General features: G+C 46.3%; 18 protein-coding genes. 15 read left to right on the top strand and 3 right to left on the bottom strand.

The window, feature by feature from the left end; translation table 11 throughout:
* Positions 1–571: 571 nt before the first annotated feature.
* On the bottom strand, positions 572–1,279 hold the full coding sequence (locus ACFQ1X_RS07230) for an SDR family NAD(P)-dependent oxidoreductase (RefSeq protein WP_144837884.1): 708 nt from the start codon (positions 1,277–1,279) through the stop codon (positions 572–574).
* Between the two features lie 129 nt (positions 1,280–1,408).
* On the opposite strand from ACFQ1X_RS07230, the gene hpf reads away from it, so the two are divergent.
* The 12 genes from hpf (at position 1,409) to ACFQ1X_RS07170 (ending at position 15,118) form a co-directional block, all read left to right on the top strand.
* On the top strand, positions 1,409–1,972 hold the full coding sequence (hpf, locus tag ACFQ1X_RS07225; RefSeq protein WP_144837881.1) for a ribosome hibernation-promoting factor, HPF/YfiA family: 564 nt from the start codon (positions 1,409–1,411) through the stop codon (positions 1,970–1,972).
* A gap of 345 nt (positions 1,973–2,317) precedes the next feature.
* Positions 2,318–4,834, top strand: a complete 2,517-nt coding sequence (secA, locus tag ACFQ1X_RS07220; RefSeq protein WP_144837879.1) for a preprotein translocase subunit SecA — start codon at positions 2,318–2,320, stop codon at positions 4,832–4,834.
* Positions 4,835–4,899: 65 nt separating this feature from the next.
* Positions 4,900–6,001, top strand: a protein-coding gene (prfB, locus tag ACFQ1X_RS07215; protein WP_144837987.1) for a peptide chain release factor 2 whose coding sequence is annotated in 2 segments (ribosomal slippage) — positions 4,900–4,971 and positions 4,973–6,001 — 1,101 coding nt in all. Because the reading frame shifts where the segments join, the coding sequence is not laid out codon by codon here.
* A 684-nt stretch (positions 6,002–6,685) separates the two neighbouring features.
* Positions 6,686–7,558: a YitT family protein gene (locus ACFQ1X_RS07210; protein WP_144837877.1), complete on the top strand. Its 873-nt coding sequence runs from the start codon at positions 6,686–6,688 to the stop codon at positions 7,556–7,558.
* A 45-nt stretch (positions 7,559–7,603) separates the two neighbouring features.
* Entirely contained in the window at positions 7,604–7,966 is a 363-nt protein-coding gene (gene cccB / locus ACFQ1X_RS07205) for a cytochrome c551 (RefSeq protein WP_144837875.1), read from the top strand.
* 284 nt (positions 7,967–8,250) lie between these two features.
* A complete protein-coding gene (gene ftsE, locus ACFQ1X_RS07200) occupies positions 8,251–8,937 on the top strand; it encodes a cell division ATP-binding protein FtsE (protein WP_144837873.1) in 687 nt (228 codons plus the stop codon).
* Complete coding sequence (gene ftsX, locus ACFQ1X_RS07195) at positions 8,927–9,811, top strand: permease-like cell division protein FtsX (RefSeq protein ID WP_144837871.1); 885 nt, start codon at positions 8,927–8,929, stop codon at positions 9,809–9,811. Before ftsE ends, ftsX begins: the two co-directional genes overlap by 11 nt.
* Positions 9,812–10,413: 602 nt before the next feature.
* Positions 10,414–11,721: a murein hydrolase activator EnvC family protein gene (locus tag ACFQ1X_RS07190; protein ID WP_144837867.1), complete on the top strand. Its 1,308-nt coding sequence runs from the start codon at positions 10,414–10,416 to the stop codon at positions 11,719–11,721.
* 124 nt (positions 11,722–11,845) lie between these two features.
* Entirely contained in the window at positions 11,846–12,421 is a 576-nt protein-coding gene (locus ACFQ1X_RS07185; RefSeq protein ID WP_144837865.1) for a peroxiredoxin family protein, read from the top strand.
* A gap of 12 nt (positions 12,422–12,433) precedes the next feature.
* Positions 12,434–13,540, top strand: a complete 1,107-nt coding sequence (locus ACFQ1X_RS07180; RefSeq protein WP_144837863.1) for a trans-sulfuration enzyme family protein — start codon at positions 12,434–12,436, stop codon at positions 13,538–13,540.
* Positions 13,541–13,669: 129 nt separating this feature from the next.
* Complete coding sequence (locus ACFQ1X_RS07175) at positions 13,670–14,806, top strand: PDZ domain-containing protein (RefSeq protein ID WP_379081900.1); 1,137 nt, start codon at positions 13,670–13,672, stop codon at positions 14,804–14,806.
* 54 nt (positions 14,807–14,860) lie between these two features.
* Positions 14,861–15,118: a CsbA family protein gene (locus ACFQ1X_RS07170; RefSeq protein WP_144837859.1), complete on the top strand. Its 258-nt coding sequence runs from the start codon at positions 14,861–14,863 to the stop codon at positions 15,116–15,118.
* 516 nt (positions 15,119–15,634) lie between these two features.
* On the opposite strand, the gene ACFQ1X_RS07165 is transcribed toward ACFQ1X_RS07170, so the two are convergent.
* Both ACFQ1X_RS07165 and ACFQ1X_RS07160 read right to left on the bottom strand, forming a co-directional pair.
* A complete protein-coding gene (locus ACFQ1X_RS07165) occupies positions 15,635–15,940 on the bottom strand; it encodes an AzlD domain-containing protein (protein WP_144837857.1) in 306 nt (101 codons plus the stop codon).
* Positions 15,940–16,632, bottom strand: coding sequence for an AzlC family ABC transporter permease (locus ACFQ1X_RS07160; protein WP_144837855.1), 693 nt, complete (start codon positions 16,630–16,632; stop codon positions 15,940–15,942). The genes ACFQ1X_RS07165 and ACFQ1X_RS07160 overlap by 1 nt, the downstream gene beginning before the upstream one ends.
* A gap of 510 nt (positions 16,633–17,142) precedes the next feature.
* Between ACFQ1X_RS07160 and ACFQ1X_RS07155 the strand changes: the two genes are divergently transcribed.
* The 3 genes from ACFQ1X_RS07155 to addA all read left to right on the top strand — a co-directional run bounded on the left by ACFQ1X_RS07155 (position 17,143) and on the right by addA (position 24,898).
* Positions 17,143–17,757, top strand: coding sequence for a TVP38/TMEM64 family protein (locus ACFQ1X_RS07155; protein ID WP_144837853.1), 615 nt, complete (start codon positions 17,143–17,145; stop codon positions 17,755–17,757).
* 72 nt (positions 17,758–17,829) lie between these two features.
* Entirely contained in the window at positions 17,830–21,306 is a 3,477-nt protein-coding gene (gene addB, locus ACFQ1X_RS07150) for a helicase-exonuclease AddAB subunit AddB (protein ID WP_144837851.1), read from the top strand.
* Positions 21,284–24,898, top strand: a complete 3,615-nt coding sequence (gene addA, locus ACFQ1X_RS07145; protein WP_144837849.1) for a helicase-exonuclease AddAB subunit AddA — start codon at positions 21,284–21,286, stop codon at positions 24,896–24,898. The genes addB and addA overlap by 23 nt, the downstream gene beginning before the upstream one ends.
* Positions 24,899–24,902: the final 4 nt, after the last annotated feature.

Raw genomic sequence — 24,902 nt, 5'->3', positions numbered from 1 at the left:
AGAAAGAAACATTAAAATCGATATTCCGCAAAACAGCTTCGCTTGCCAAAACCCGTGCTCCTGCATCGCTGCGCTAGCTTCGTCGCAAAGAGCCGGCCTTGCAGGCTACGGCCAACTCTTGGCTCGCGCTGAGCTAACTCGGTCTCGTTTCACTTCGTCCGAGTGGATCTTGCACTTCGTCGGCATTCGCCTGCTCCCCTGGGCGTCTGCGCTGTTTTGCTCCATATCTCAGATCGTTTTCTATAAAGGAATAGACGTTTAAGTGTGTTGTTTGTGAGAAGGTAAACACTTGCATTATCAGCACAGAACAGAATGAAGCGTCAGGCGGCGAAAGGCAAAGAGGTGCTCCTGCATCGCTTCGCTGCTTCGTCGCAAAGACTTGTCCTCGCATGCTTCGGCCAATATCTTTCCTGCGGGAAGCAGAGCGAGCCTGAGACCCCACAGTGAGCGAAGCGAGGGAGGAGGCTTAGGCTCGCTCCCCGCGGAAAGCGTTCGCCTAGAGCGAAATGATTGGAGAAGTTGTCGGTTTCTCGACAACCTGTAAAAGACGGGCAGGAATCAGCCCTTCTTTTTAATGTTCATAAATCATTTTTCGGGTCATGCCACCGTCAATTGTCAGGCATTCAGCTGTTATGAAAGAATTTTGTGGATTGGATAGGAACAGACAGGCGCGGGCAATGTCGGAAGTATTGCCGGCACGGCCACTCCAATGCTGTTGATGGTCAATTTCCCGCAAGTCGGCGGCATCGCCCGTATGAATCCAGCCCGGAGCGATGGAATTCACTCGTATATCTTTTTCACTCAGTGAAGCGGCGAGTGAATGGGTCAAAGCATAAATGCCGCCTTTTGAAGCGGAATACAGTTCCGTGTGCGGTTCTGACATAAACGCGCGGGTGGAAGCCATATTGACGATTGACCGAATATCGTCAGTCATGAACCTGGCCGCTTCCCTGCTGCAGATAAAGACCGATTTCAGATTCGTATCCAACACCCGGTTCCAGTCTTCTTCTTCAACTTCCCATATTGATTTGAATTCGGAAATGCCGGCATTATTGATCAGCACATGGATTGCCCCATGTTCAGCATGGAGTTGTTGCATGACTTTTTGGACTTGCTGAAAATTGCCGACGTCACACTCTTTGTATTCAACACCTTCAATCGAAACTTCTTGAATATCAAGAGCGATAACATTTGCTCCCTCTTTTACAAAATGTTCGGCAATGCTTTTACCGATCCCTTGGGCCGCGCCTGTAACGATGACCAGTTTATTTGTAAACATCGGCTTCACCTCCCTGTCATATAGTTTACCTTGAATTCATCTTGCTGAAACTATTTACGTTTTAAGAAGGATTCAAAAGGGAACATGTAGAAATGTAACAGTGCAAGAGATTAAGAAGGAGGAGTTAATATGCTGCAATTTAATATTAAAGGTGACAACATTGAAGTAACTCCAGCAATTCGAGACCACATTGAGAAAAAGGTTGAAAAGATCGAACGTTATTTCCCTGAAGGTACCAATGCAAATGCAATGGTCAACCTGAAAGCGATCAATAACAGTCAATCTAAAGTTGAAATTACAATACCGATGAAAAACCTGACATTGCGTGCCGAAGAGCGGCATGACGAATTATATGCAGCGGTGGATTTGATCGTCGGAAAACTCGAACGCCAAATCCGTAAATATAAAACAAAAGTGAATCGTAAATTCCGTGACCGTGAACCGACGGGCAAAGCTTTCGTTATGTTTGACAATAGTTTGAAAAATGAAGAAGAAGAGACTGAAGAAGATTTCACAATTGTCCGCACCAAGCAATTTGATCTGAAACCGATGGATGAGGAAGAAGCGGTATTGCAGATGAATATGCTTGGCCATAATTTCTTCGTATTCACGGATGCAGAAACAAATGATACAAACATCGTGTACAAACGGAAAGATGGCACCTATGGTTTAATCGAAACAAGTTCTTCTTAAGTATATATAGAAGGAAAAAATAATATAGATCTTTTAAAAGCTGTGCAGATTACGTAGTCTGCACAGCTTTTTACTATTTTCCGGTCATTGTATAAACCGGATTTTAAATAAGGAGGCGCCTGCTTTCCAGATACTGAAAAGTCGGAGAACTCGTGCTTTATGTGCTCTTCTTTGTTTGCACGGTTTTCTATGCAGTGTTAAAATGAAGAGTGAGATTTTCGGAAATCAGTGGATGTTCCGAACAAATTCGTTATTTTTAAAGCCTGTGGGCACATGACACATAAATAACAGCAATAGTGATCCAGCTGCTCGATTGAACTGGACCCTGTGCAAGGAGCGGTATAAATGTTAGGAGTATTAAACAAAGTATTTGACCCGAATAAGAGGGATTTAAAGAGACTTGAAAAAATTGCCGATACAGTGGAAGTGTTGGCATCCGATTATGCAGCACTCTCCGATGATGCCTTGAAAGCAAAAACAGAGCAATTTATCAATCGCCATGCAAAAGGCGAGTCACTTGATGATTTATTGCCTGAAGCTTTCGCGACAGTCAGAGAAGCATCAAAACGAGTGCTCGGACTATATCCTTTCCGCGTTCAGCTTATGGGAGCTGCGGCTCTCCACGAAGGCAATATTGCCGAGATGAAAACTGGTGAAGGGAAAACCTTGACTTCAACGATGGCAGTTTATCTGAATGCCATCAGCAAAAAAGGTGCTCATGTTGTCACGGTCAACGAATATTTGGCTAGCCGTGATGCTGAAGAAATGGGCAAATTGTATACGTGGCTTGGATTGACAGTCGGTTTGAATGTCAACAGCCTGACAAAAGAAGAGAAACATCAGGCTTACTTGGCTGACATCACATACAGCACAAACAATGAACTCGGTTTTGATTATTTGCGAGACAATATGGTTCTTTATAAAGAAGATATGGTCCAGCGCCCGTTGAATTTTGCGGTCATCGATGAAGTCGATTCCATTCTGATCGATGAAGCACGGACGCCGCTGATCATTTCCGGTCAGGCTGCCAAATCGGCTCAGCTCTATATGCAGGCCAATGCGTTCACGCGTATGCTGAGTAAGGATACGGACTACACTTACGACGAAACGACAAAAGGTGTTGTTTTGACTGAAGAAGGTATTGAAAAAGTCGAAAAGGCCTTCAACATCGAGAATTTATTTGATATTACTCATGTTCGTCTGAACCATGCCATCAACCAGTCATTGAAGGCACAAATCACGATGCACAATGATGTGGATTATGTCGTTCAGGATGGCGATGTTGTCATTGTCGACCAGTTTACCGGACGTTTGATGAAAGGCCGTCGTTATTCCGATGGTCTCCATCAGGCAATCGAAGCGAAAGAAGGCCTCGAAGTCCAAAACGAATCGATGACGATGGCGACCATTACGTTCCAGAATTTCTTCCGTATGTACGATAAATTATCGGGGATGACTGGTACAGCCAAAACTGAGGAAGAGGAATTCCGTAATATTTACAATATGAATGTTATTGCGATTCCGACGAATAAACCGATTGTCCGGGATGACCGGGTCGATCTGATCTATGCGAGTATTGAAGGGAAGTATCAAGCAGTTGGTGATGATATCGCTGAACGCAATAAAAACGGACAGCCCGTACTTGTCGGGACTGTCGCGATTGAAACTTCAGAAATCATTTCCGATTATTTGACGAAAAAAGGCGTTCGCCATTCGGTACTGAACGCGAAAAATCATGCTCACGAAGCCGAAATCATCCTGAACGCAGGACAAAAAGGCGCAGTTACCATCGCGACGAATATGGCCGGGCGCGGTACGGATATCAAGCTTGGTGAAGGTGTCGTTGAAGCAGGCGGCTTGGCTGTTCTGGGTACTGAGCGCCATGAATCCCGCCGGATCGATAACCAGCTGCGCGGACGTTCTGGCCGTCAGGGAGACCCGGGTGTAACTCAATTCTATCTCTCATTGGAAGATGATTTGATGCGCCGGTTCGGTTCCGATGCCATGCGCAATATGATGGGCAAACTGGGGATGGACGATTCACAGCCATTGCAATCACGCATGGTTACACGTTCTGTTGAGTCAGCCCAGAAACGGGTGGAGGGCAATAACTTCGATGCCCGGAAACGCTTGCTGCAATATGATGATGTTCTTCGCCAACAGCGCGAAATCATCTACAAAGAACGTATGGAAGTCCTGGAAACGGACAATATGCGTTCATTGGTCGAAAACATGATCGACAATACCGTCAACCGCGTGGTTTATTCACACACGACTGATGAGAAACCGGAAAATTGGCATTTGAAATCTCTTGCTGATGTTATTGCCGCTAATCTCTTACCTGAAAATACAGTGACTGAAAGGGATCTTCAGAATAAAACGCAGGAAGAATTGATTGATTTCATTAACGCGGAAATTACGAAATACTATGACGCGAAAGAACTTGAAATGACACCGGAGCGTATGCGGGAATTCGAAAAAGTAGTGTTGCTCCGTTCAATCGACACGAAATGGATCGATCATATCGATGCGATGGATCAGCTGCGCCAGGGAATCCATTTACGGGCTTATGGTCAAACCGATCCACTGCGTGAATATCAGCACGAAGGATTTGCTATGTTCGAAGCGATGGTGGAAGCTATCGAGGACGATGTTGCAAAATACGCATTAAAAGCGGAAATCCGCAACAACCTGCAGCGTGAAGAAGTGGCCAAAGGGCAGGCTGTCAACCCGAAAGAGGGCGGCGAAGCGGCTAAGAAGAAAAAAGAACCGGTCCGCAAAGACACTACGGTCGGCCGAAACGACCCATGCCCATGCGGCAGCGGCAAGAAGTTTAAAAATTGCCACGGTGCAACTGCATAAGAAACACCTAAGTGCCGAAGAGCTTATTGCTCTTCGGTGTTATTTTGAGGAGGACATTACAAATGATGGAATTAGCAGATATTCGAAACGAGCTCGACAAATCTTCCGCAAAACTTGCGGATTTCAGGGGGTCTCTTTGACTTAGAGAACAAAGAGGCACGAATCCAGGAATTGGATGAAATGATGATCGATCCTGATTTCTGGAACAACCAGGAGACCGCACAGGAAGTCATTTCCGAATTGAACGGTTTGAAAGAAATTGTCAATACGTATCATGACTTTGTGGATTCACAGGAAAACATGGAAATGACACTTGAGTTGCTGCGCGGAGAATCGGATGAAGAATTACACGAGGATCTGAGCCAGGAACTCAAGGTGTTTAAAGCGAAACTTGCTGACTATGAACTGCAAATGCTGTTGAGCGAACCGTATGATAAAAACAATGCCATTCTTGAGCTTCATCCGGGAGCTGGCGGAACAGAGTCCCAGGACTGGTGTCAAATGCTGCTGCGGATGTATACCCGCTGGGCTGAGAAACGCGGATTCAAAGTGGAGACGCTTGATTACCTGGCCGGTGATGAAGCCGGTGTCAAATCAGTGACACTTGGGATCAAAGGCCATAATGCATATGGCTATCTGAAAGCGGAAAAAGGTGTGCACCGCCTTGTCCGTATTTCGCCTTTCGACTCTTCTGGAAGACGTCACACTTCGTTCGTATCATGTGAAGTGATGCCCGAATTCACAGGAGAAATCGAAATTGATATTCGCACCGAAGACTTGAAGGTCGATACGTACCGGGCAAGCGGGGCCGGCGGTCAGCACATCAACACGACCGATTCAGCTGTTCGGATCACTCACTTGCCGACAGGTGCGGTTGTTACTTGCCAGCAGGAACGTTCCCAGATCAAAAACCGTGAAAAAGCGATGCAAATGCTGAAAGCAAAACTGTACGCATTGAAACTCGAAGAACAGGAAGCGCAGCTTCTTGAAATTCGCGGAGATCAAAAAGAAATCGGCTGGGGCAGCCAAATCCGCTCCTACGTATTCCACCCGTATTCAATGGTGAAAGATCACCGTACGAATTATGAAACCGGAAATCTTCAGGCAGTCATGGATGGAGATATCAGCGGCTTCATCAATTCGCTGCTGCGTTCGAAGATGCAATAAAGAAAAGCAACGGTGCCCGTTAAGCTCTGAAAGGCTAAGTCGGATCAGCGGCGACCAGAAGAGCTGGGTAGCTGGAGTCTGGACAATAATTAAGAAATCCCGCAGGCATCATGCCTGCGGGATTTTTCTAGTTAAAATACAGTCAACTTTTCCATTCAATACGCTCCAGCCCGGCTCTTTACATGGGCACGGTAAAAGACTGAACAGTTTGCACTGCCTACACCGAATTTCACTCTTTCGCTTTATACCATCATGGAGCTCTGCTTCATTCTAATTAAATGTATAATCTGGATGTAAGTTTTTTTACTAATTTACCTTTTTAAAGTTCTCATTTTATAGATAGCTATCCTAGGATATGGAGCAAAACAGCGCAGACGCCCAGGGGAGCAGGCGAATGCCGACGAAGTGCTGAAATCCACTCGGGCGAAGAGCCCGAGTTAGTTCAGTGCGAGCCAAGTGTTGGCCGAAGGTAATTCGGCCGACTCTTTGCGACGAAGCTAGCGCAGCGATGCAGGAGCACGGGTTTTGGCAAGCAAGCTGTTTTGCGGAATATCGTTTACCAAAGATTTTTTGCTTCACTCTGATGAAGTTCACAAGTTGCGCCCGCTTTGGTATACTCTGACAGGGCTTACAGTTTTAATATGCCGAAAAGAATACAACACAGGAAAGAGGAAACGCATTTTTATGTGGAAGAAAAATCAGCGCAATAGAAAAGAAACGCATCCATATTTGACTGAATTCATGGATTACATATTTGTCATCATCGGCTCAACCTTGGTCGCTATTTCATTTAACGTATTCCTGTTGCCAAACGAAGTTGCTTCAGGCGGCGTCAGCGGAATCAGTACGATACTCTATGGCCTTTTTGAGTGGAAACCCGCATTTGTCCAATGGGCATTCAATATTCCATTGTTTATCGCTGGTGTAATTCTCCTGGGCAAGAATTTCGGATTGAAATCAGCTGTGGGAACAATTTTCCTTCCTTTTATTGTATATTTGACTGAGGACTGGGAAGCCTGGACGATGAATCCGCTCCTTGGCGCGTTGTTCGGAGGAATTCTGGTAGGTCTGGGACTTGGCATCGTCTTCAGGGGAAGAGCATCAACAGGCGGAACGGATCTGGCCGCACAGATCATTACAAAGTTCACAGGTCTGACACTTGGCACAAGTATCGCTTTGATTGATGGCATGATTGTTTTGGCGGCAGCGGTTGTCTTTGATATCGAAAGAGGCCTGTATGCATTAATTGGACTTTATGTCACTTCCAAAACCATCGATCTGGTGCAGGTCGGTTTCGGGAGATCGAAACTTGTTTATATTATTACGACGAAGCAAATGGAAATTCGGGATGCGATTTATGAAGAAGTAGACCGCGGCGTCACAAAATTGACAGCTACCGGAGGCTATACCGATTCTGAACGGCCGATTCTAATGGTCGTTGTGCATCAAACTGAATTTACTAAGTTGAAGCAAGTGGTTAAAAATGCTGATCCATCGGCCTTTATAATTGTGTCAGATGCTTCTGAAGTATTAGGTGAAGGTTTCAAACGTGCATAACTCAGGTATACTGCTAGTAACTAGATATTTGAGGGAGGAAATATGATGAAAAAAAGCTTAATGGCATTATTGTTCGGCACAACGCTTATCTTAGGAGCTTGTGGAGGAGAAGATACGGCAGATCCTGAACCGGCTGAAGAAACGCCAACTGAAACGCCAACTGAAACACCGGCTGGTGAAGAAACTACTGTGGATGCGGAAGAGATCGTTAATCAGCAGTGCATCTCATGTCATGGGGAGAATTTGGAAGGGCAAGGGAATTTTCCACCTTTAAATGATGTAGGCTCCAGATTGTCAGAAGAAGAGATACTTACTGTCATTCTTGAAGGGCGCGGTCAAATGCCCGCAGAAATCATCGAGGGCGAAGAAGCGGAAGCTGTTGCAGCCTGGTTATCGGAGCAGGAATAAAGGAGAAATCACGTGAAAAACCGGCTATAAAAGCCGGTTTTTTTCTATGAGAAAATTATATCAAAATACAACAATGTTATTTAAAAGAATATTATTGAATAGGTAAAAAGAATTGTTAAATTTTCGTATTTCTATCCATTTACTTATTAATTGTTTCAATATCAAGGCCTAATTGATACAGAAATGTAATATAAAAAGGGTTTTAAAAGTGCTACAATGGGTTTGCTGGTTTTTTAAGGTACTTAATGTTTTTGTGAAATACAATATATTTAGGTGGTTATCTAATGATACAAATGAAGAATGTATATAAAAAATATCCGAACGGCATCGTTGCTCTCAACGGCATGAATGTTGAGATCAAACAAGGCGAGTTTGTGTATATAGTAGGCCCAAGTGGCGCCGGGAAATCGACGTTCATCAAAATGATCTACAGAGAAGAAAGCCCGACGTCTGGACAGATGCTAGTCAACGGAGTGGACCTTGCGAAAATCAAAAGAAAGAATGTTCCACTTCTTCGCCGTCAAATCGGTGTAGTGTTCCAGGATTTCAAATTGCTGCCTAGATTGAATGTCTATGAGAATGTGGCGTTTGCATTGGAAGTAATCGAAGAAAAACCGGAAGCCATCCGCAAACGGGTGCTGGAGGTTCTCGATATGGTAGGGCTGAAACACAAAGCCCGCATGTTCCCGAGAGAATTATCCGGTGGGGAGCAGCAACGGATTTCAGTTGCCCGCTCAATCGTCAATACACCCAAAGTGGTGATTGCAGATGAGCCGACTGGTAACCTGGACCCGGAAACTTCATGGGATATCATGAATCTTTTCGAACGCATCAACGCAAGCGGAACGACAATTCTAATGGCAACGCATAACCGGGAAATCGTTAATACGATGAGACACCGTGTTATAGCAATCGAAGGCGGGCTTATTGCACGTGATGAAGCTGGAGGTGACTACGGATATGAAGGCTAGAACTTTAGCACGCCATTTCCGGGAAAGCCTTAAAAGCCTCGGAAGAAACGGCTGGATGACATTTGCCTCCGTCAGTGCAGTTACAGTTACCTTGCTGCTTGTCGGGGTATTCGTTCTGATCATGATGAACTTGAACAAAGTTGCAGATGATCTTGAAAATGATGTAGAGATCAAATCCTTCATCTCTTTGGAAACAGATGAAGCCGCTGTTACAGAGATGGAAACAGCCATCCTGGGTTTGTCCGGAGTCGAATCGGTTAATTATTCGACAAAAGAGGCCGAACTATCCGATTTAGTACTTGATTTTGGAGATGAATTCAGTTTGTTCGAACAAAACAATCCGTTATTGGATGTTTTTTATGTAAAAGCGACGGAACCTCAGAAAACAGAAAGTGTTGCAAATGAAATTTCGAAATTGGAAGGCATTGAAGAAGTGAAGTACGGCGAAGGCAAAATCGAAAAACTGTTCACATTCCTGAACACCGGCCGTAACGTTGGCCTCGTTTTGATCCTCGCTTTACTGTTTACCGCAATGTTCCTGATTTCAAACACGATCCGCATCACAATTGTTGCGAGACGCCATGAAATCGAAATTATGAAATTAGTGGGAGCGACAAATTGGTTTGTCCGCATCCCGTTCATTCTTGAAGGAATGTGGCTCGGATTTCTTGGTTCAATCCTGCCAATCGGATTAGTAGTGGCACTTTACTATAATGTCACAGAACTGGTGCAGCCTAAATTGAGTGGCGAGATGATCCAATTACTGGACTTCGCACCATTCATCTACCAGGTAAGTGCGCTGATCCTTCTGATGGGTGTATTCATCGGAGTATGGGGAAGCTTCATGTCAATCCGCAAATTCCTGCGGGTCTAATAATAAGAAGTATTGAAAGCCGCTTCGGCGCTTTGGACAAGGGCAAAGATTATGCTCCTGCGCACTGCTCGTCGCAGAAGGGCCAAAACAAAGATTATGCTCCTGCGCACTGCTCGTCGCAGAAGGGCCAAAACAAAGATTATGCTCCTGCGCACTGCTCGTCGCAGAAGGGCCAAAACAAAGATTATGCTCCTGCGCACTGCTCGTCGCAGAAGGGCCAAAACAAAGATTATGCTCCTGCGCAAGCTCGTCGCAAAGGAGGTGCCATCTTCGTATGGCACACCTTGGCTCTCGCAATAAGCCGAGAAGAGCACTCGTCTTATTGCTTCGCCCAGTCCTGAGGCGCGCCGGTGCTAAGAGAAACACTCAAGAGATATGGAGCAAAACAGCGAAGACGCCCAGGGGACCAAGCGAAGTGCTGAGATCCACTCGGGCGAAGTGAAACGAGACCGAGTTAGCTCAGCGCGAGCCCCCAGGCAAGCGAAGCTGTTTTGCGGAATATCGACTATTATAATTTATTTGATTCATTAGATAGATAAAGAGTCGCAGAGAGAGAAAAGACAGATAGATAAAGAACGTAAAGCCGAAAGGGGAAAACGAACTTGAACTCTAAGTCGAAATGGATGTTGTCTGTTGTTTCAGCAATATTGGCACTGACGATGGTAATGCCATCGGTCAGCGCCAACGGTCTGAGCGAGCTGAAAAAAGAACAGCAGGAAGCTGAAAGAAAAAAGAACGAATTGAATTCGAATATTAATGAAAAAGCGAATGAAATCAGCAAAAATCAATCTACACTTGAAAAAATCGTAGCGGAAATCAATAAACTGGAAAACAAAATTACTGAAACGCAGGATAAAATGACTGCGGTGCAAGCTGAAATTGATCAAACGAAAACAGAAATCGATGAATTGAAAAACTCCATCGAAGAACTTGAAATTAAAATTGCAGAACGCGAAGAATTGCTTAAAGAGCGTGCACGCGCGATTCAATTGAGCGGCGGATCTGTTGATTATATCGATGTATTGTTAGGTGCAAACAGCTTTATCGATTTTATCGACCGTTTCTCGGCGGTGAATTTGCTGATTGAAGCAGACCGTGAAATCATGCGTGAACAAGCTGAAGACAAAGAACTTCTTGCGGAGCAAAAAGCTGAAGTTGAAAGCAAATTGGCAGAGCAGGAAAAAAGCAAAGCTGAATTGGAAGAGCTGAAATCTTCACTTGATGGTCAAAAGAAAGAGCAGGCTGGCTTGAAAGCGGATCTGGAAACAGAGCAGGCCCGCCTTGCTGAAGAAAAATCTGCACTTGAAGAAGAACATGAAGAAGTTATGGGCGTCAGCAACGCTCTTGAGAAGAAAATAGTTGAAGAACAGTCTCGTTTAGCAGAAATTGCTAAGAAGGCAGAAGAAGAACGCAAACGCAAAGAAGCAGCTGAACGAGCTGCAGCAAGCAAAAAAGTTTCCAATACTTCTGCAACGACTTACAGCGCACCTGTGAAAAACAATTCAGGGTTTATCCGGCCGGCAGCTGGCCGTCTATCATCTAATTATGGTGGACGCAATATTGGAGCAGGCAATGAGAACCACCTCGGTGTAGATATCGCGAACAGTACTGGTACTCCGATCCATGCATCAGCTTCCGGTTATGTATCTTTTGCTGGTTCTATGGGAGGTTACGGTAATGTAGTGATGATAACGCACTCGATCAATGGACAGCCTTATACTACTGTATACGCTCATAATAATTCGATTAGCGTATCTGTTGGACAAGCGGTTTCACAAGGTCAGCGCATTGCTGCAATGGGTAGCACTGGCCGTTCGACTGGTCCTCATTCACATTTTGAAATTCATATTGGATCTTGGAATGGCGCACGTTCAAATGCAGTTAACCCACTTAATTACATCGGCGGATAAATTATGTACCGGCATCGACACAGATGCCGGTTTTTTTCGCAATTTTTCCGCTTTTGTAAGTGGAACAGTGGCATCTATAGAAGGGTTTATCGTATGATAATATCCGAATGGAGTGGGAAGTTTCATGAAGAAAATCTTAGGGTTATCGCTTGTAGGAATTCTTATCATTCTGCTTGCAGTGGGGATTGTCCAAAGGAATGCCGCAGAGAAACAGGCAACCGACCGTTTGAATGAAGGCAGTGCTGTTGAATTTCTCCCGACCGATGAGGGTCTGGCAAAAGGTGAAACTGCGCCGGATTTTGAATTGACTACACTCGATGGGCAAACAGCCAGACTTTCGGATTATAAAGGAAAAAAAGTCATTTTGAATTTCTGGGCAACCTGGTGTCCGCCGTGCCGTGCTGAAATGCCGGATATGCAAGAATATTACGAGGAGCAGGCAGAAAAAGAAAATGTTGAAATTTTGGCTGTTAACCTGACAACAGAAGATAGGGGAATGGACAAAATCAACGCGTTCACTGAAGAGTTCAGTTTGACCTTCCCTATCCCGATGGATACCGAAGGGGAGATTGGAGAGCTGTATCAGGCTGCTGCCATTCCAACTTCATATATGATCGATACAGAAGGCCGTGTGCAGAACAAAATTGTCGGCCCCATGAACAAACAGATGATGGAAGACTTTATTGAAAATATGGAATAGGAGGTTTGGAATATGACAACTATTGAAACGAAATCCGTTCACACAGCCCAGATGGAGGAGCGCTCGATTCGCTCGAAGGTGATGCCGATTTATCAGACTTCAGCATTCGCCTTTTCATCATTGGAAGAATTGGAAGGTTATTACGAAGGCAACGGAACGTATTTGTATTCCAGAACAGCCAATCCGAATACAGATGCCCTCGGCCAGACAGTGGCTGATCTGGAAGGAGCACCCAAAGGTGTTTCGGCCTCATCAGGAACTTCGGCAATACTGGCGGGAATTTTGTCTGTCGTGAAGAGTGGAGATCATATCCTCGCCGCAGAGGACGTCTACGGAGGCACCTTTCTGTTATTGAAACAGGAACTTGCGCTGATGGGCATCCAGGTTCATTTCGCTGATTTTTCGGATATCAGTGCGGTTGAACAGATATTAATCGATTTCCCTGAAGTCCAGCTCATTTTCAGTGAATCGATAACAAATCCTTTCCTGCGGGAAGAGGATATCGAAGTGCTCAGCCAATTAAAAAAGCATTATCAGGTCAAAGTCATGATCGATAACACATTTGCGACGCCTTATACAGTGAAGCCATATGAATTCGGTGCGGACCTTGTTGCCCACAGCGCCACAAAATATCTCGGCGGCCACAGCGATGTGACAGCCGGCGTATTGACCGGAGATGCAGAACTGGTCACATTGGCTGAAAAGCGCATTGTCAATATGGGCTTGAACCTCAGTCCTTTTGAGGCATGGCTGACTATCCGTGGAATTAAAACTCTGGCTCTGCGCATGAAAGCCCAAACGGAAAACGCACAGTCAATTGCAGAGTATCTGACAACGAAAACTAAAGTATGGTATCCGGGGAAAGGCGCAATAGTGAGCTTTGAAGTTCCCGAGAGCATTGAAGTCCCTGCATTCTTTTCGTCACTGGGATGGATAAAAATCGTTCCGACGCTGGCCGGTGTTGAAACGACCGTTTCATATCCTTACGGAACATCGCACCGGGCGTTGTCCGAAGAAGAAAAAGAAAAAGTTGGCGTGACACGCCGCATCGTCCGGTTATCTGCCGGCATTGAAGGCAAAGATGATATTTTGGAGCAGTTGGCCGCGGCATTCGCTTGAATGCCGGCTTTCGAATGCATATGCTGAGCTTAAAAAGAATTACTGTATGCAGGGGTTCTTTGATACAATAGAAGCTAAGGTCAATAGCCGGTGAATGGATGGTGAACTAGGTTGGTCATGGAAGCTTTAATGGATATTGGAAGATTTTTTATAAATCCTGTCCTATACATAGCGCTGCTTGCAGCAATTTTACTAGGTTATTTCAGAGTGAAAAAGGAAAGAAGACTGTTTCGCACCCGAATCGTCTGGGGCTGGCGCGAATTCGGTGATTTACTGAAAGATGGCATTCTTTATGCGCTGCTCTTTTCCATATTGTTTTCTGCTGCCGGACTGGTGGTTCCGCTGGAATGGCTTATCGCCCTGACGCTGGTCAGCTCAGTTATATTAGTGTCAGGAATCTATCAATTGGCTTCTTTCATCTATATGGCCACTGCTGCTGCCGCTTTAGGGTGGCTGCTGCATCAATATAGTTGGTCGGTTCCATTTGGCATTTTCGATTACACAGGTTATCCGATTGCCTGGAATTGGTTACTGCCGGTCGCTTTGATCACAGGTGCAATGGTGTTCCTGGAAGGGCGTATGATAACCAGGCACGGGGCAGGAGCTTCTTCTCCAAGGTTACAGAAAACTTCCCGCGGAGGAACTGCACTCTACTATAAAACAAAACGCCTGTGGCTGATTCCGCTGTTTTTGGTAGTGCCTGGCGATTTGCTGGATTCCTATCTGCCATATTGGCCACAGTTTCCGATAGGGGAAAGCAGCTTTTCATTCTTCCTGTTTCCTGCAGTAATCGGGTTTCAAAATCGTGCACGGAAATCCTTGCCGCTGCATCTGTATCCGAAGCTCGGCAAAGGAGTATGGATACTCGGATTGGCAATTATTGTACTCGCCATGTTCTCCTATGTATGGCCGCCGATGGCATTGATTGCTTTGCTGTTCGGCGTACTGGCCAGAGCATCGATTTCAATTTTGGCTGCTCTAAAAGAAAATAAAGGCAATCATGCAGTGGCTCCCCAGTCAACAGGGGTTATGATCGTCGATGTTCTCGCCGATTCCCCCGCTGAAAAAATGGGGCTGCTGCGCGGAGAGGTTATCCGCAAAGTGAATGGACTGACAGTCACAAATGAAGCGGAACTCTATGAGGCGATACAAGTGAACGCGGCGCATTGCCGTCTTGAAGTGATCGATCATAATAAGGAGATGCGCCTGAGACAGCACGTCATCTTCAGGCACGATCATTATCGTCTGGGATTGATCGTTGTCTGATTGTTTAATGCAACAGAATGATGACCTTGAAATCTGGCACGAGGAGATGATTCCATGGAATCGATGATCACCAAAGTTTTACTGTCATTGCTGGTTCCGGGGCTTCTCGTAATCCTCTTTACAAGAGTGACTTTCAACCATATTGTCGGCTTGATCCTGACAGTAGCGCTGATTGCTGCTGCAGTTTATGCCGGCTATACGAACACCTGGTTTCTTTATATCATTAACGCCGCATCATTGACTGCGGGATTCTGGTACGCCACCAATATGTACAATCGAAGCAAAAAAGCCGACATTCATGAAGATGAATGACGGCTTTTGTTGATGTCGAAAAACCGATAACTTCTCCAATCATTTCGCTCTAGGCGGATGCTTTCCGCGGGGAGCGGCCTGAGCCTCCTCATCGCTTCGCTCTTGCGGGGTCTCAGGACACGCTCTGTTTCCCGCAGGAAAGACATTGGCCGAAGCCTGCGAGGGCAGGTCTTTGCGACGAAGCAGCGAAGCGATGCAGGAGCACCTCTTTGCTCTTCGCCGCCTGCCGCTTCATTCTGTTCTGTACAAAATGGAAGTGTCCACTTACTCACTTGCAACACACTTAAACGTCTATTCGTGTGTAGAAGACAAGCTGAGATATGGAGCAAAACAGCGAAGACGCCCAGGGGACCAAGCGAAGTGCTGAGATCCACTCGGACGAAGTGAAACGAGTCCGAGTTAGCTCAGCGCGAGCCCCCAGGCAAGCAAGCTGTTTTGCGCAATATCGATTTTCATGTTTCTTACTCAACAAGTTAAAAAGCCGACATTCATGTAGATGAATGTCGGCTTTTATTTCTATAGAAATAGACTATAAACTGCAAGCACGGCAATCGATCCCAGCACAACGACCATTACATTGGCTCCGAGGAAAGCAATGCCGAATGCTGCTGCAGCACCAATGACACCGAACCAGATGTTTTCCTGGATAAAGAAAATGGCCGGAAAAATTAAAGCGCCGAGTACAGCGAAAGGAATATTGCGCAATACATTCTGAATTGCAGGCGGCAGCTCACGTCCTTCCAAAAACGTTAATGGAATAGCGCGCGGAATATAAGTGACAATCGCCATGCCGAGAATAGTCCAACAGATCCAGGACCCCATCAGGAGCGTCCCCCTTTCGAAGAAATCAATTCAATAATGATAGCTGATGCCAAGGTGGATACCAGGATGGCCCATCCGGTGGTCAGCCATCCAGTAAAATAGAAAATGGAATTAAAGAGAGCCGCTATCGCAGCCAAGCTCAGGACTTTCCGATTGCCGCGCAACGAAGGGACGAGCAGGCCAACGAATAAGGCATAAAGTGCAATCGACATCGCGGCTTGGAGAAACTCAGGAAGGTTTGCTCCGATCAAATGGCCTAGAGCGGTGAATATTACCCAGCTGCCATAGGATATGACAATGACTCCAGCCGCAAAAGAAGTACGGAGGTTGTCTTCTTTCTGGATGGCCAGGACGGAAAAGGATTCATCCGTGATGCCGAATGCGTATAGCGCTTTTTTCCAACGCGCGTCGGGCTGCATTTTTTCATTCAGCGAAGCCGTCATCAGAAAATGGCGGATGTTCACGATGAACGTGTTCAGGATGATCACAGCTGGACCGACTCCAGCGGTGATTAAAGATAGAGATATGTACTGTGCTGCGCCTGCGAAGACGAAAATACTCATTGCTGTAGCTTCTAAAAGCGACAAACCTGTGGTTTTAGCCAGCAGCCCGAAAGTCAGTGCGACAGGGAAATACCCGATCGCTATACTGATACCCGCTTTCAAACCCGCAGAAAATCCGCGTTGATCCATCATTCTCTCTCCTTATATTAAATAATACTCTTTTCCAAAAAGGGGTAAAGAGTGTAAAGTAGTTATAATAGCATATCATAAGAAATGCGTAAGCGCCCTCTAAGCTCTGAAATCGTAAGGCGGATCAGCGGCGCGGCGTACTTTGCCGCGTAGTCTCGAAAAGCGGCAGTGCCTGCTCAGCTCTGACAGGCAAGAGATGGTCCAACTTTTTTTGGACCATCTCTTTGCGACGAAGCAGCATAGCGGCGTTCTTCGCCACGCAGCTGGTTTGACTTATATCCCGAAGAGCTGGGCGCTGGAGTCTGGACAAAGAAAAGCGAAAGCGCCCGTTAAGCTCTGAAAGGCCTAAGACGGATCAGCGGCGCGGCGTCCTTTGCCGCATAGCTGATATGGCTTATGACCCGAAGAGCTGGGCACTGGAGTCTGGACACAAAACCATCGGAATTTAGGGTTCGATGACAATAAAAAAATTGAAGCAGAAGGAATGAGCCTATGTCGGATTTCTTTTCCATGGAAAACATTACAGCGTTATACGAATCATACCGGTCCATCGGGCCGTTCATCGGTTTCCTGCTTCCTTTCATTGAAGCTTTCCTGCCCTTCCTGCCACTCTTTGTGTTTGTTTTTGCCAATGCGGGAGCATACGGCCTGCTGTTTGGTTTCCTGTTGTCATGGGGCGGATCAGTGGCGGGATCGTATTGCGTTTTCCTGATCATCCGCAAATATGGCCGTGCGAAGTTTTTAAACTTCATGACCAAGCATCATAAGGTGGAAAGGTTAATCCTGTGGGTGGAAAGAAACGGCTTTGGTCCGTTATTTCTATTATTATGTTTTCCGTTCACGCCTTCAGCACTTGTGAATCTAGTGGCCGGTCTGTCGAATATCAGTAAACACTATTATTTATGGACTTTGATAGCGGGCAAGGCAGTGATGGTGTTTACAATTACATACGTCGGCTACGATATTCGTTCTTTAATCACCAATCCTCTGCGTACCATAATCGTAATCCTTGTAATCGTGCTTCTTTATATAGTAGGAAAAATTATTGAGAAGAGGCTGAACAGGAAAGTGGAAGAAGATTTCCGCAGAGCTGCTGCTGACAAACAGGATACCGAAGACCGGTAAAGCACCGAAACTGGCTGAAAAGAGATAGATGTTGTAAAATAAGAACAAACGTTCTTAATGGAGGGTGTTCAAATGTCGTTAAGAATTATTTACGGACGCGCCGGTTCTGGAAAAACCCGCTTTATATTGGATGAAATTGTGGAAACATTAAAAGGGCAGGCGGATGGTGATCCACTATTCTTCATCGTGCCCGATCAAATGTCCTTTTCTACAGAATATCGACTGTCGTCGGCAGATGGCATGAATGGTATGATCCGTGCCCAGGCTGTAACTTTCAAACGGTTAGCCTGGCGGGTACTGCAGGAAGCCGGTGGCATCAGCCGCAAGGAAGTTGACAGTTTCGGCTATCGAATGCTGATACGAAGCTTGCTTGAAGAACACAGGGAAGAATTTCAGCTTTTTCGGCGCGCAGCTGGAAAGCGTGGATTCACCGATCAGATTGAACAGCTGATTAAAGAGTTTTCACGGTACTGCGTAGATTGCAGCGAATTGACGGAAATTCGCTCTTCCCTGGCCGATGCGGGTGCACCGCGCACCCTATTGGATAAAGCTGCAGATCTGGAATTGATACTGGCTGAAATCGAAACCCGCTTAGGAACTGTTTTTGTGGATTCTGAAGGGCATCTTGCACTACTGTCCGAGAAAATCCGTTACTCTGACCAGGTCAAAAATTCCGATATCTATATAGATGGTTTTGTAACATTTACTGCTCGCGAATATGAGATCATATTCGAACTGATGAAGCAGGCTAAATCCGTAACCATTGCATTGCCTATGGACGGGGGCGCTAATGCGAAAGATGAACAGGCGCTGTTTTTCCAATCTGCCTCTACTGCCCGCCGATTGGTCGATCATGCGCAACAACAAGGCATTGAAGTGGAGAACGCTGTGCATATGCCTTCACCAAAGCGTTATTCAAATCGGGAACTGGCACATGTTGAACGTCATTTTGACGATTACCCTTTGCAGAAAATAGAAGCTGAGGGACATGTCAAACTAATTGAAGCCGCTAATCGCCGAGCGGAAGTGCACGCGATGGCCCGTTTGATCCGGGAACAGGTTAGAAACGGTATGCGCTATAAGGACATTGCCGTGCTTTACCGGCAACCCGAGGTTTATGACGAACTGATCAATACGATTTTCCCGCAATACGAATTGCCTTATTTCATCAGCCAAAAAAAGTCCATGCTGCATCATCCATTAATCGAATTCTGCCGCTCGGTTCTCGAAGCTGTGCAATCGAATTATTCTTATGAGCCGGTCTTCCGAGCGATTAAAACGGACCTTTTCTTTCCTCAGGGAAGCGTTGGGAAATGGCGGGAACGCAGTGATGTTCTTGAAAATTTCGTCATCGCAAATGGAATATACGGTGATCGATGGTTCGAAGACAAACGCTGGTTTTATAAAAAATACCGCGGATTGGAATTTCATACGGGCATCCAGACCGATGAAGAAGTGGCGCTGCAGACAGAACTTCATGCAGTGCGTGATTTGGTGCGGGAACCGCTAGCGAAGCTGAAGGTGAAATTGGAAGGCTGTTCGACTGGCAAAGAAGTGGCGGAAGCGTTATTTCTGTTTGTTGAGGAAATGGACGTCTACGATAAAATGCTCGATCTCAAAGAACGTGAAGAATCGGAACACAGGCTTTTGGCAGCAGCGGAGCATGAGCAGGCCTGGAAACAGTGGATTGGTGTGCTGGATCAATTTGTCCTGATGTTCGGTGACAAAGAACTCGATCTGGCAGTAGCTGTCAAAATTCTGGATGAAGGTTTTGAAACGCTGGAGTTTTCACGGATTCCACCGTCTCTTGATGAAATCACAGTTTCCACAATAGATTTAGCCAGGCTAATGGATATAAAATCAGTATTTGTCATTGGAGCGAGCGATGGCGTGCTGCCGAAACGAATCGAGCAGGAAGGCTTGCTGACCGACACGGACCGCGAATGGTTTGCGAAAATTGGCTTTGAACTTGCCCCAAGCTCGAAGACGCGGCTGCTCGATGAAACATTTATGGCTTATCGTGCATTTACTGCCGCTTCCGACTTTCTGACGATATCCTATCCGATTGCAGATGAAGAAGGAAAGGCTTTACTGCCATCGATGTACATCCAAAAATTCATCGATATGCTCGGCGTTGAATTGACCCCGGCAGTGGTTGATCCTGAAGAGCTCAAACAGCCCGATCATATGAGTTATATATCGCATCCGAGGGCAGCGCTCGCTTATTTGTCCTCCCAGATCCGAAGCGGATCGCTAACCCCGGAATGGCAGGCTGTGCTTGCCTATTATAAGGATGATCCGTTTTGGTCTTCGGTTGTGGAAAGAATCCTGGAACCATCGAAACCGAATATTGCCGATCCCCTGCGGGAAGAAATCACAGAACCGTTATATGGTACGCCAATCTCTTCAAGTGTTTCGAGAGTTGAGACATTTTATGGTTGCCCTTATGCACATTTTGCGGCTTATGGTCTGCGCCTTGAAGAGCGCAGCCAATACAAACTGGCGCCACCCGCAATGGGCGATCTTTTTCACGCTGCCATCAAATGGATTTCAGATGAAGTCAACAGGTTGGACGTCTCCTGGTCTTCACTCAGCGAAAAAGAGTGCCGTGAGCTGGCGAAGCAGGCAATGGAGCAATTATCGCCGTATTTCGTAAACCACATTCTGATCAGTTCCCATCGTTATCGCTATATCCAGCATAAACTGCAGGCAATTATCAGGCAGACGGCCTTTATGCTCAGTAAACACGCGAAATACACCGGTTTTACCCCAGTTGCCCTCGAAGTTGGATTCGGTACGAAAGAATCGATTCCGCCATTGGACATCGCCTTGAGCAAAGGGCGTAAGATGAATCTCCGCGGCAGGATCGATCGAATCGATTCCACCGATATCAATGGCAAGCCCTATATTAGGGTAGTCGACTATAAGTCGTCGAAGCAGGGACTCGATCTCGGCGAAGTCTACCACGGCATCGCCCTGCAAACTTTTACGTATCTTGATGTTGCCTTGACACATTCTGACCGCTGGCTCGGACAGCAGGCGGAACCAGCGGGAGTGCTGTATTTCCATATGCACAATCCGATGCTGAAATCAACAAAGCTGATGACAGCAGAAGAAGTGGAAGAAGAAATGGCGCGTTCATTTAAAATGAACGGCCTGGTAGTTGAAGATGAGGAAGTCATCAAAGCCATGGACAGCGAAATTGACGGGTTTTCGAATATCATCCCTGTTCGCATGAATAAAAACGGCAGCATTTCAAAATCTCAATCGCGCACGGTCAGCAAAGATGATATGAACATCATCCGCCGTTTTGTACGCAATAAACACCAGGATGCAGGAAATGGCATATTGGATGGAGTCACTTCCATCACCCCGTATAAAGTGAAGGAAGACACGCCGTGCCAATTCTGTTCCTATCGTTCTGTGTGTCAATTCGATCCATCTGACCCGGAGCAGACTTACAGGAAATTACCGTCATTAACGTCTGAGAAGGCTGTTGAATTGATTCGAAAGGAGACTGGCGACCATGATTCCGATAAAACCGACTGATGCAACGTGGACCGATGAACAATGGCAGGCGATCTGGGCAAAAGGGCAGGATATGCTGGTCTCAGCGGCAGCAGGTTCCGGCAAGACTGCGGTTTTAATCAATCGAATGATCGAAAAAGTGCTTGATGAGAAGGACCCTGTTTCTGTCGACGAACTGCTGGTCGTAACTTTCACCAATGCATCTGCTGCCGAAATGCGCCACCGCATGTCGAAAGCGCTGGAAAAGGCTGTTGCTGAAAATCCGGATTCCAGACATTTAAGGCAGCAATTGCGTTTGATCAATAAAGCACAGATTTCCACATTGCATTCTTTCTGTTTGTCGGTCGTTAAGCAATACGCTTACCTGCTTGAAATAGATCCGGGCTTTCGGATTGCAGGGGAAACAGAAGCTGCGCTGCTTCGTGACGATGTACTCGAGGCGGTGCTTGAGTCCGCATACGAAGCGGAAAACGCAGAAGCAATTTATCGACTCGCTGACAGTTTCACAACTGATCGCAGCGACCAGGCAATGGAAGTGCTGGTCAGCAAATTATACGATTATTCACGGGTCCACCCGAATCCTGAGCAGTGGCTGGAGCAAGTTCCGTCTCTCTATAATGTGCCTGCGGATACGGCGATTGACGACCTGCCGTTTATCAATGACTTAAAGATGACAATACGCCATGCTTTTGAAGAAGCCCTGCAGCTGACAATGGAAGGTAATGATATGGCGCAGCAGCCGGAGGGACCAGCGATTCTGGCCGATACTTTTGAAATGGATGCGGAATTGATCAAAGCGGCAATAGCAGCCCTCGACGAATCCTGGATCAGCATTTATGAACTGTCCCAGAATTTCATTTGGCCTAAAGCGGGAAGCGTCAAAAAAGATTCGTGCGATCCAGTGCTTGCAGATGAAGCAAAATCATTACGCAATGAAGCGAAGAAAATCGTCAAAGGCATTACAGAAAGTTATTTTACGAGGAAGCCTGCCAGATTGCTTGATGAAATGCGTGAAATGGCGCCGTTGATGAAGACTTTGGTGGAATTGACCAATCGTTTCGCAGAACAATACAAGGCACTTAAAGTGGATCGGGCTATTGTGGACTTTTCGGATCTTGAGCATTATGCGCTCGAAATTTTAAGCGAAAACGGGAAGCCTTCAGCGATAGCCCATGAATATCGCAACCGATTCAAGGAAATTCTGGTTGATGAATACCAGGATACGAATATGCTGCAGGAAACGATTATCGGCTTCGTCAAATCAGGCGGAGAAACAGATGGCAACTTGTTTATGGTAGGAGATGTAAAACAATCGATCTACAGATTCCGATTAGCGGAGCCGATGCTGTTTCTGGGGAAATACAGCCGATTTACAAAAGAAGCGGAAGAAACGGGCATGAGTATCGACTTGAATGCAAACTTCCGCAGCCGCCAAGAGATTCTGGATGGCACCAATTACATCTTTTCACAAATTATGGGTGAGCGTGTCGGGGAAATTGATTATGATGAAGCGGCTGCACTGAAACATAAGGCTCCTTATCCTGAAATGGAAACCCCTATCGAACTTGTGCTGATTCATGAACCGGAGCTCGAAGAAGAACAGGAAACCGAGCCGGAGGATTTGGCAAAATCCCAGTGGGAAGCCAGGTTTATCGCACGGAAGATCCGCGAACTGATGGAGCAGGATACGTATGTTCATGATCCATGGACTAAAAGTAAGCGGCCGCTTGAATACCGCGATATTGTCGTATTGATGCGCTCTATGACCTGGTCGGGGGATTTTGATGATGAGTTCAAAATGGCCGGTATACCGCTGTATACGGAACTTTCCGGCGGCTATTTTGATGCACTTGAAGTGATGATCATGATGAATACGCTCAGGGTTATCGATAATCCGTATCAGGATGTGCCGCTTGTTTCCGTGTTGCGTGCGCCTTTTATCGGACTGCGGGAAAATGAGCTGGCCGAAATCAGGCTGGCAGCACCGCAGGCAACGTTTTACGATGCAGTAAAAACATTTATGCGCAGCGGCACTGGCATCGACAGAAAGGCGGCAGAAAAATTGCAGCGTTTCATGCTGCAGCTGGAAGACTGGCGAAACCTTGCCCGCCGCGGTTCCCTTGCAGAATTGATCTGGCAGGTGTACTTAGATACGAGTTATTATGAGATGGTCGGTTCGATGTCAAACGGCAAGCAGCGACAAGCCAATCTGCGCGCGCTTCATGACCGGGCATTGGAATATGAAAAAACTTCCTTCCGTGGTTTATTCCGATTTCTTCGGTTTATCGACCGGATGCGGGAGCGGGGAGATGATCTCGGCACGGCACGGTCGCTCAGTGAAAAAGAAAATGTCGTCAGGTTGATGACAGTCCATAAATCGAAAGGTCTTGAGTTTCCAGTCGTTTTTTTCGCGGGTACGGGACGCTCTTTCAACGAAATGGATTTCCGCAAATCCTATATGTTCGATCAGGACTATGGGCTGGCGGTCAAAGCAGTCAATCCCGACTCACGGGTCGAATATACTTCTCTGCCGTTTCTTGCCGTAAAAGAAAGAAAGCAACTGCAAATGAAAGCGGAGGAAATGCGCGTTCTCTATGTGGCGATGACCCGTGCAAAAGAGCGGCTGTTCCTTACTGCATCCATCAAGGACCCCGAATCTCTATTTGATCGCTGGAAAACGGCAGCACCTGAAGTCCGTCTGCCGGATTTCGTCCGTTCCCGCGCGAAAGGCTATCTGGACTGGATCGGTCCGGCAATCGCACGTCATCCGGATGCAGAAGAATTGTTGAACCGTTCAGGGACACTGCTTCCGCATCACTCCAGGTTCAATGTAGAAATAATCGAGAGTCAATCTCTTATGCCTGCGCCATTAGTAATTGAAGAGTTGGCAGCTGAACAGGGCAATATAGAAGAAATAGAAAAAGAAGTAACCAGCAGATTCAATTTTCAATATCCACACCAGCAATCTGTTGAAAAACGATCAAAGCAATCCGTTTCTGAGATGAAGCGCCTGCAAATGCTCCAACGGCTGGATGAACCCGAATCATTCATCCAAAGCATCGGCCCTTCCAAACGGACGATTCACGACCGACCAGATTTTCTGCAGGAAAAACGGCTGCAGGCATCAGACGTCGGTACAGCTGTACACTCGCTTATGCAGCATATTCCACTCGACAGAAAGCTGACAGCTGCCGAAATAATAGAAAAGATTGATACCCTGGTGGGCATGGAAATTTTATCGCCGGAAGAAGGGCGAGCCATTAAAGTTTCAGAGATTGAAGCTTTCTATTCCAGTGATACAGCCGGGCGACTCCTGAATGCCAAACAGATCAAGCGTGAAGTTCCGTTCACTTATGCCAAAGAAGATGCAGATGGCGATTACCAGATTATCCAGGGTATTGTCGATTGCCTGTTTGAAGAGGAAGATGGCTGGGTGCTATTGGATTATAAAACGGACAGGCTTTTTGGAATCGAAAACGTTCAAACTGAAATGAAAACGAGATATGAAGTTCAGCTGACCGTTTATACGGAAGCAGTAGAAGCCATTTTGCGTGTGCCGATCAAAGAAAAATTGCTGTATTTGTTTTCGGCAGAAAAAGAGATAATCATTTAGGGGG

Origin of the sequence: Metaplanococcus flavidus, assembly GCF_042675885.1 — a bacterium.
GTDB lineage: Bacteria > Bacillota > Bacilli > Bacillales_A > Planococcaceae > Planococcus > Planococcus flavidus.
This window is presented reverse-complemented; position numbering and strand designations above follow the sequence as displayed.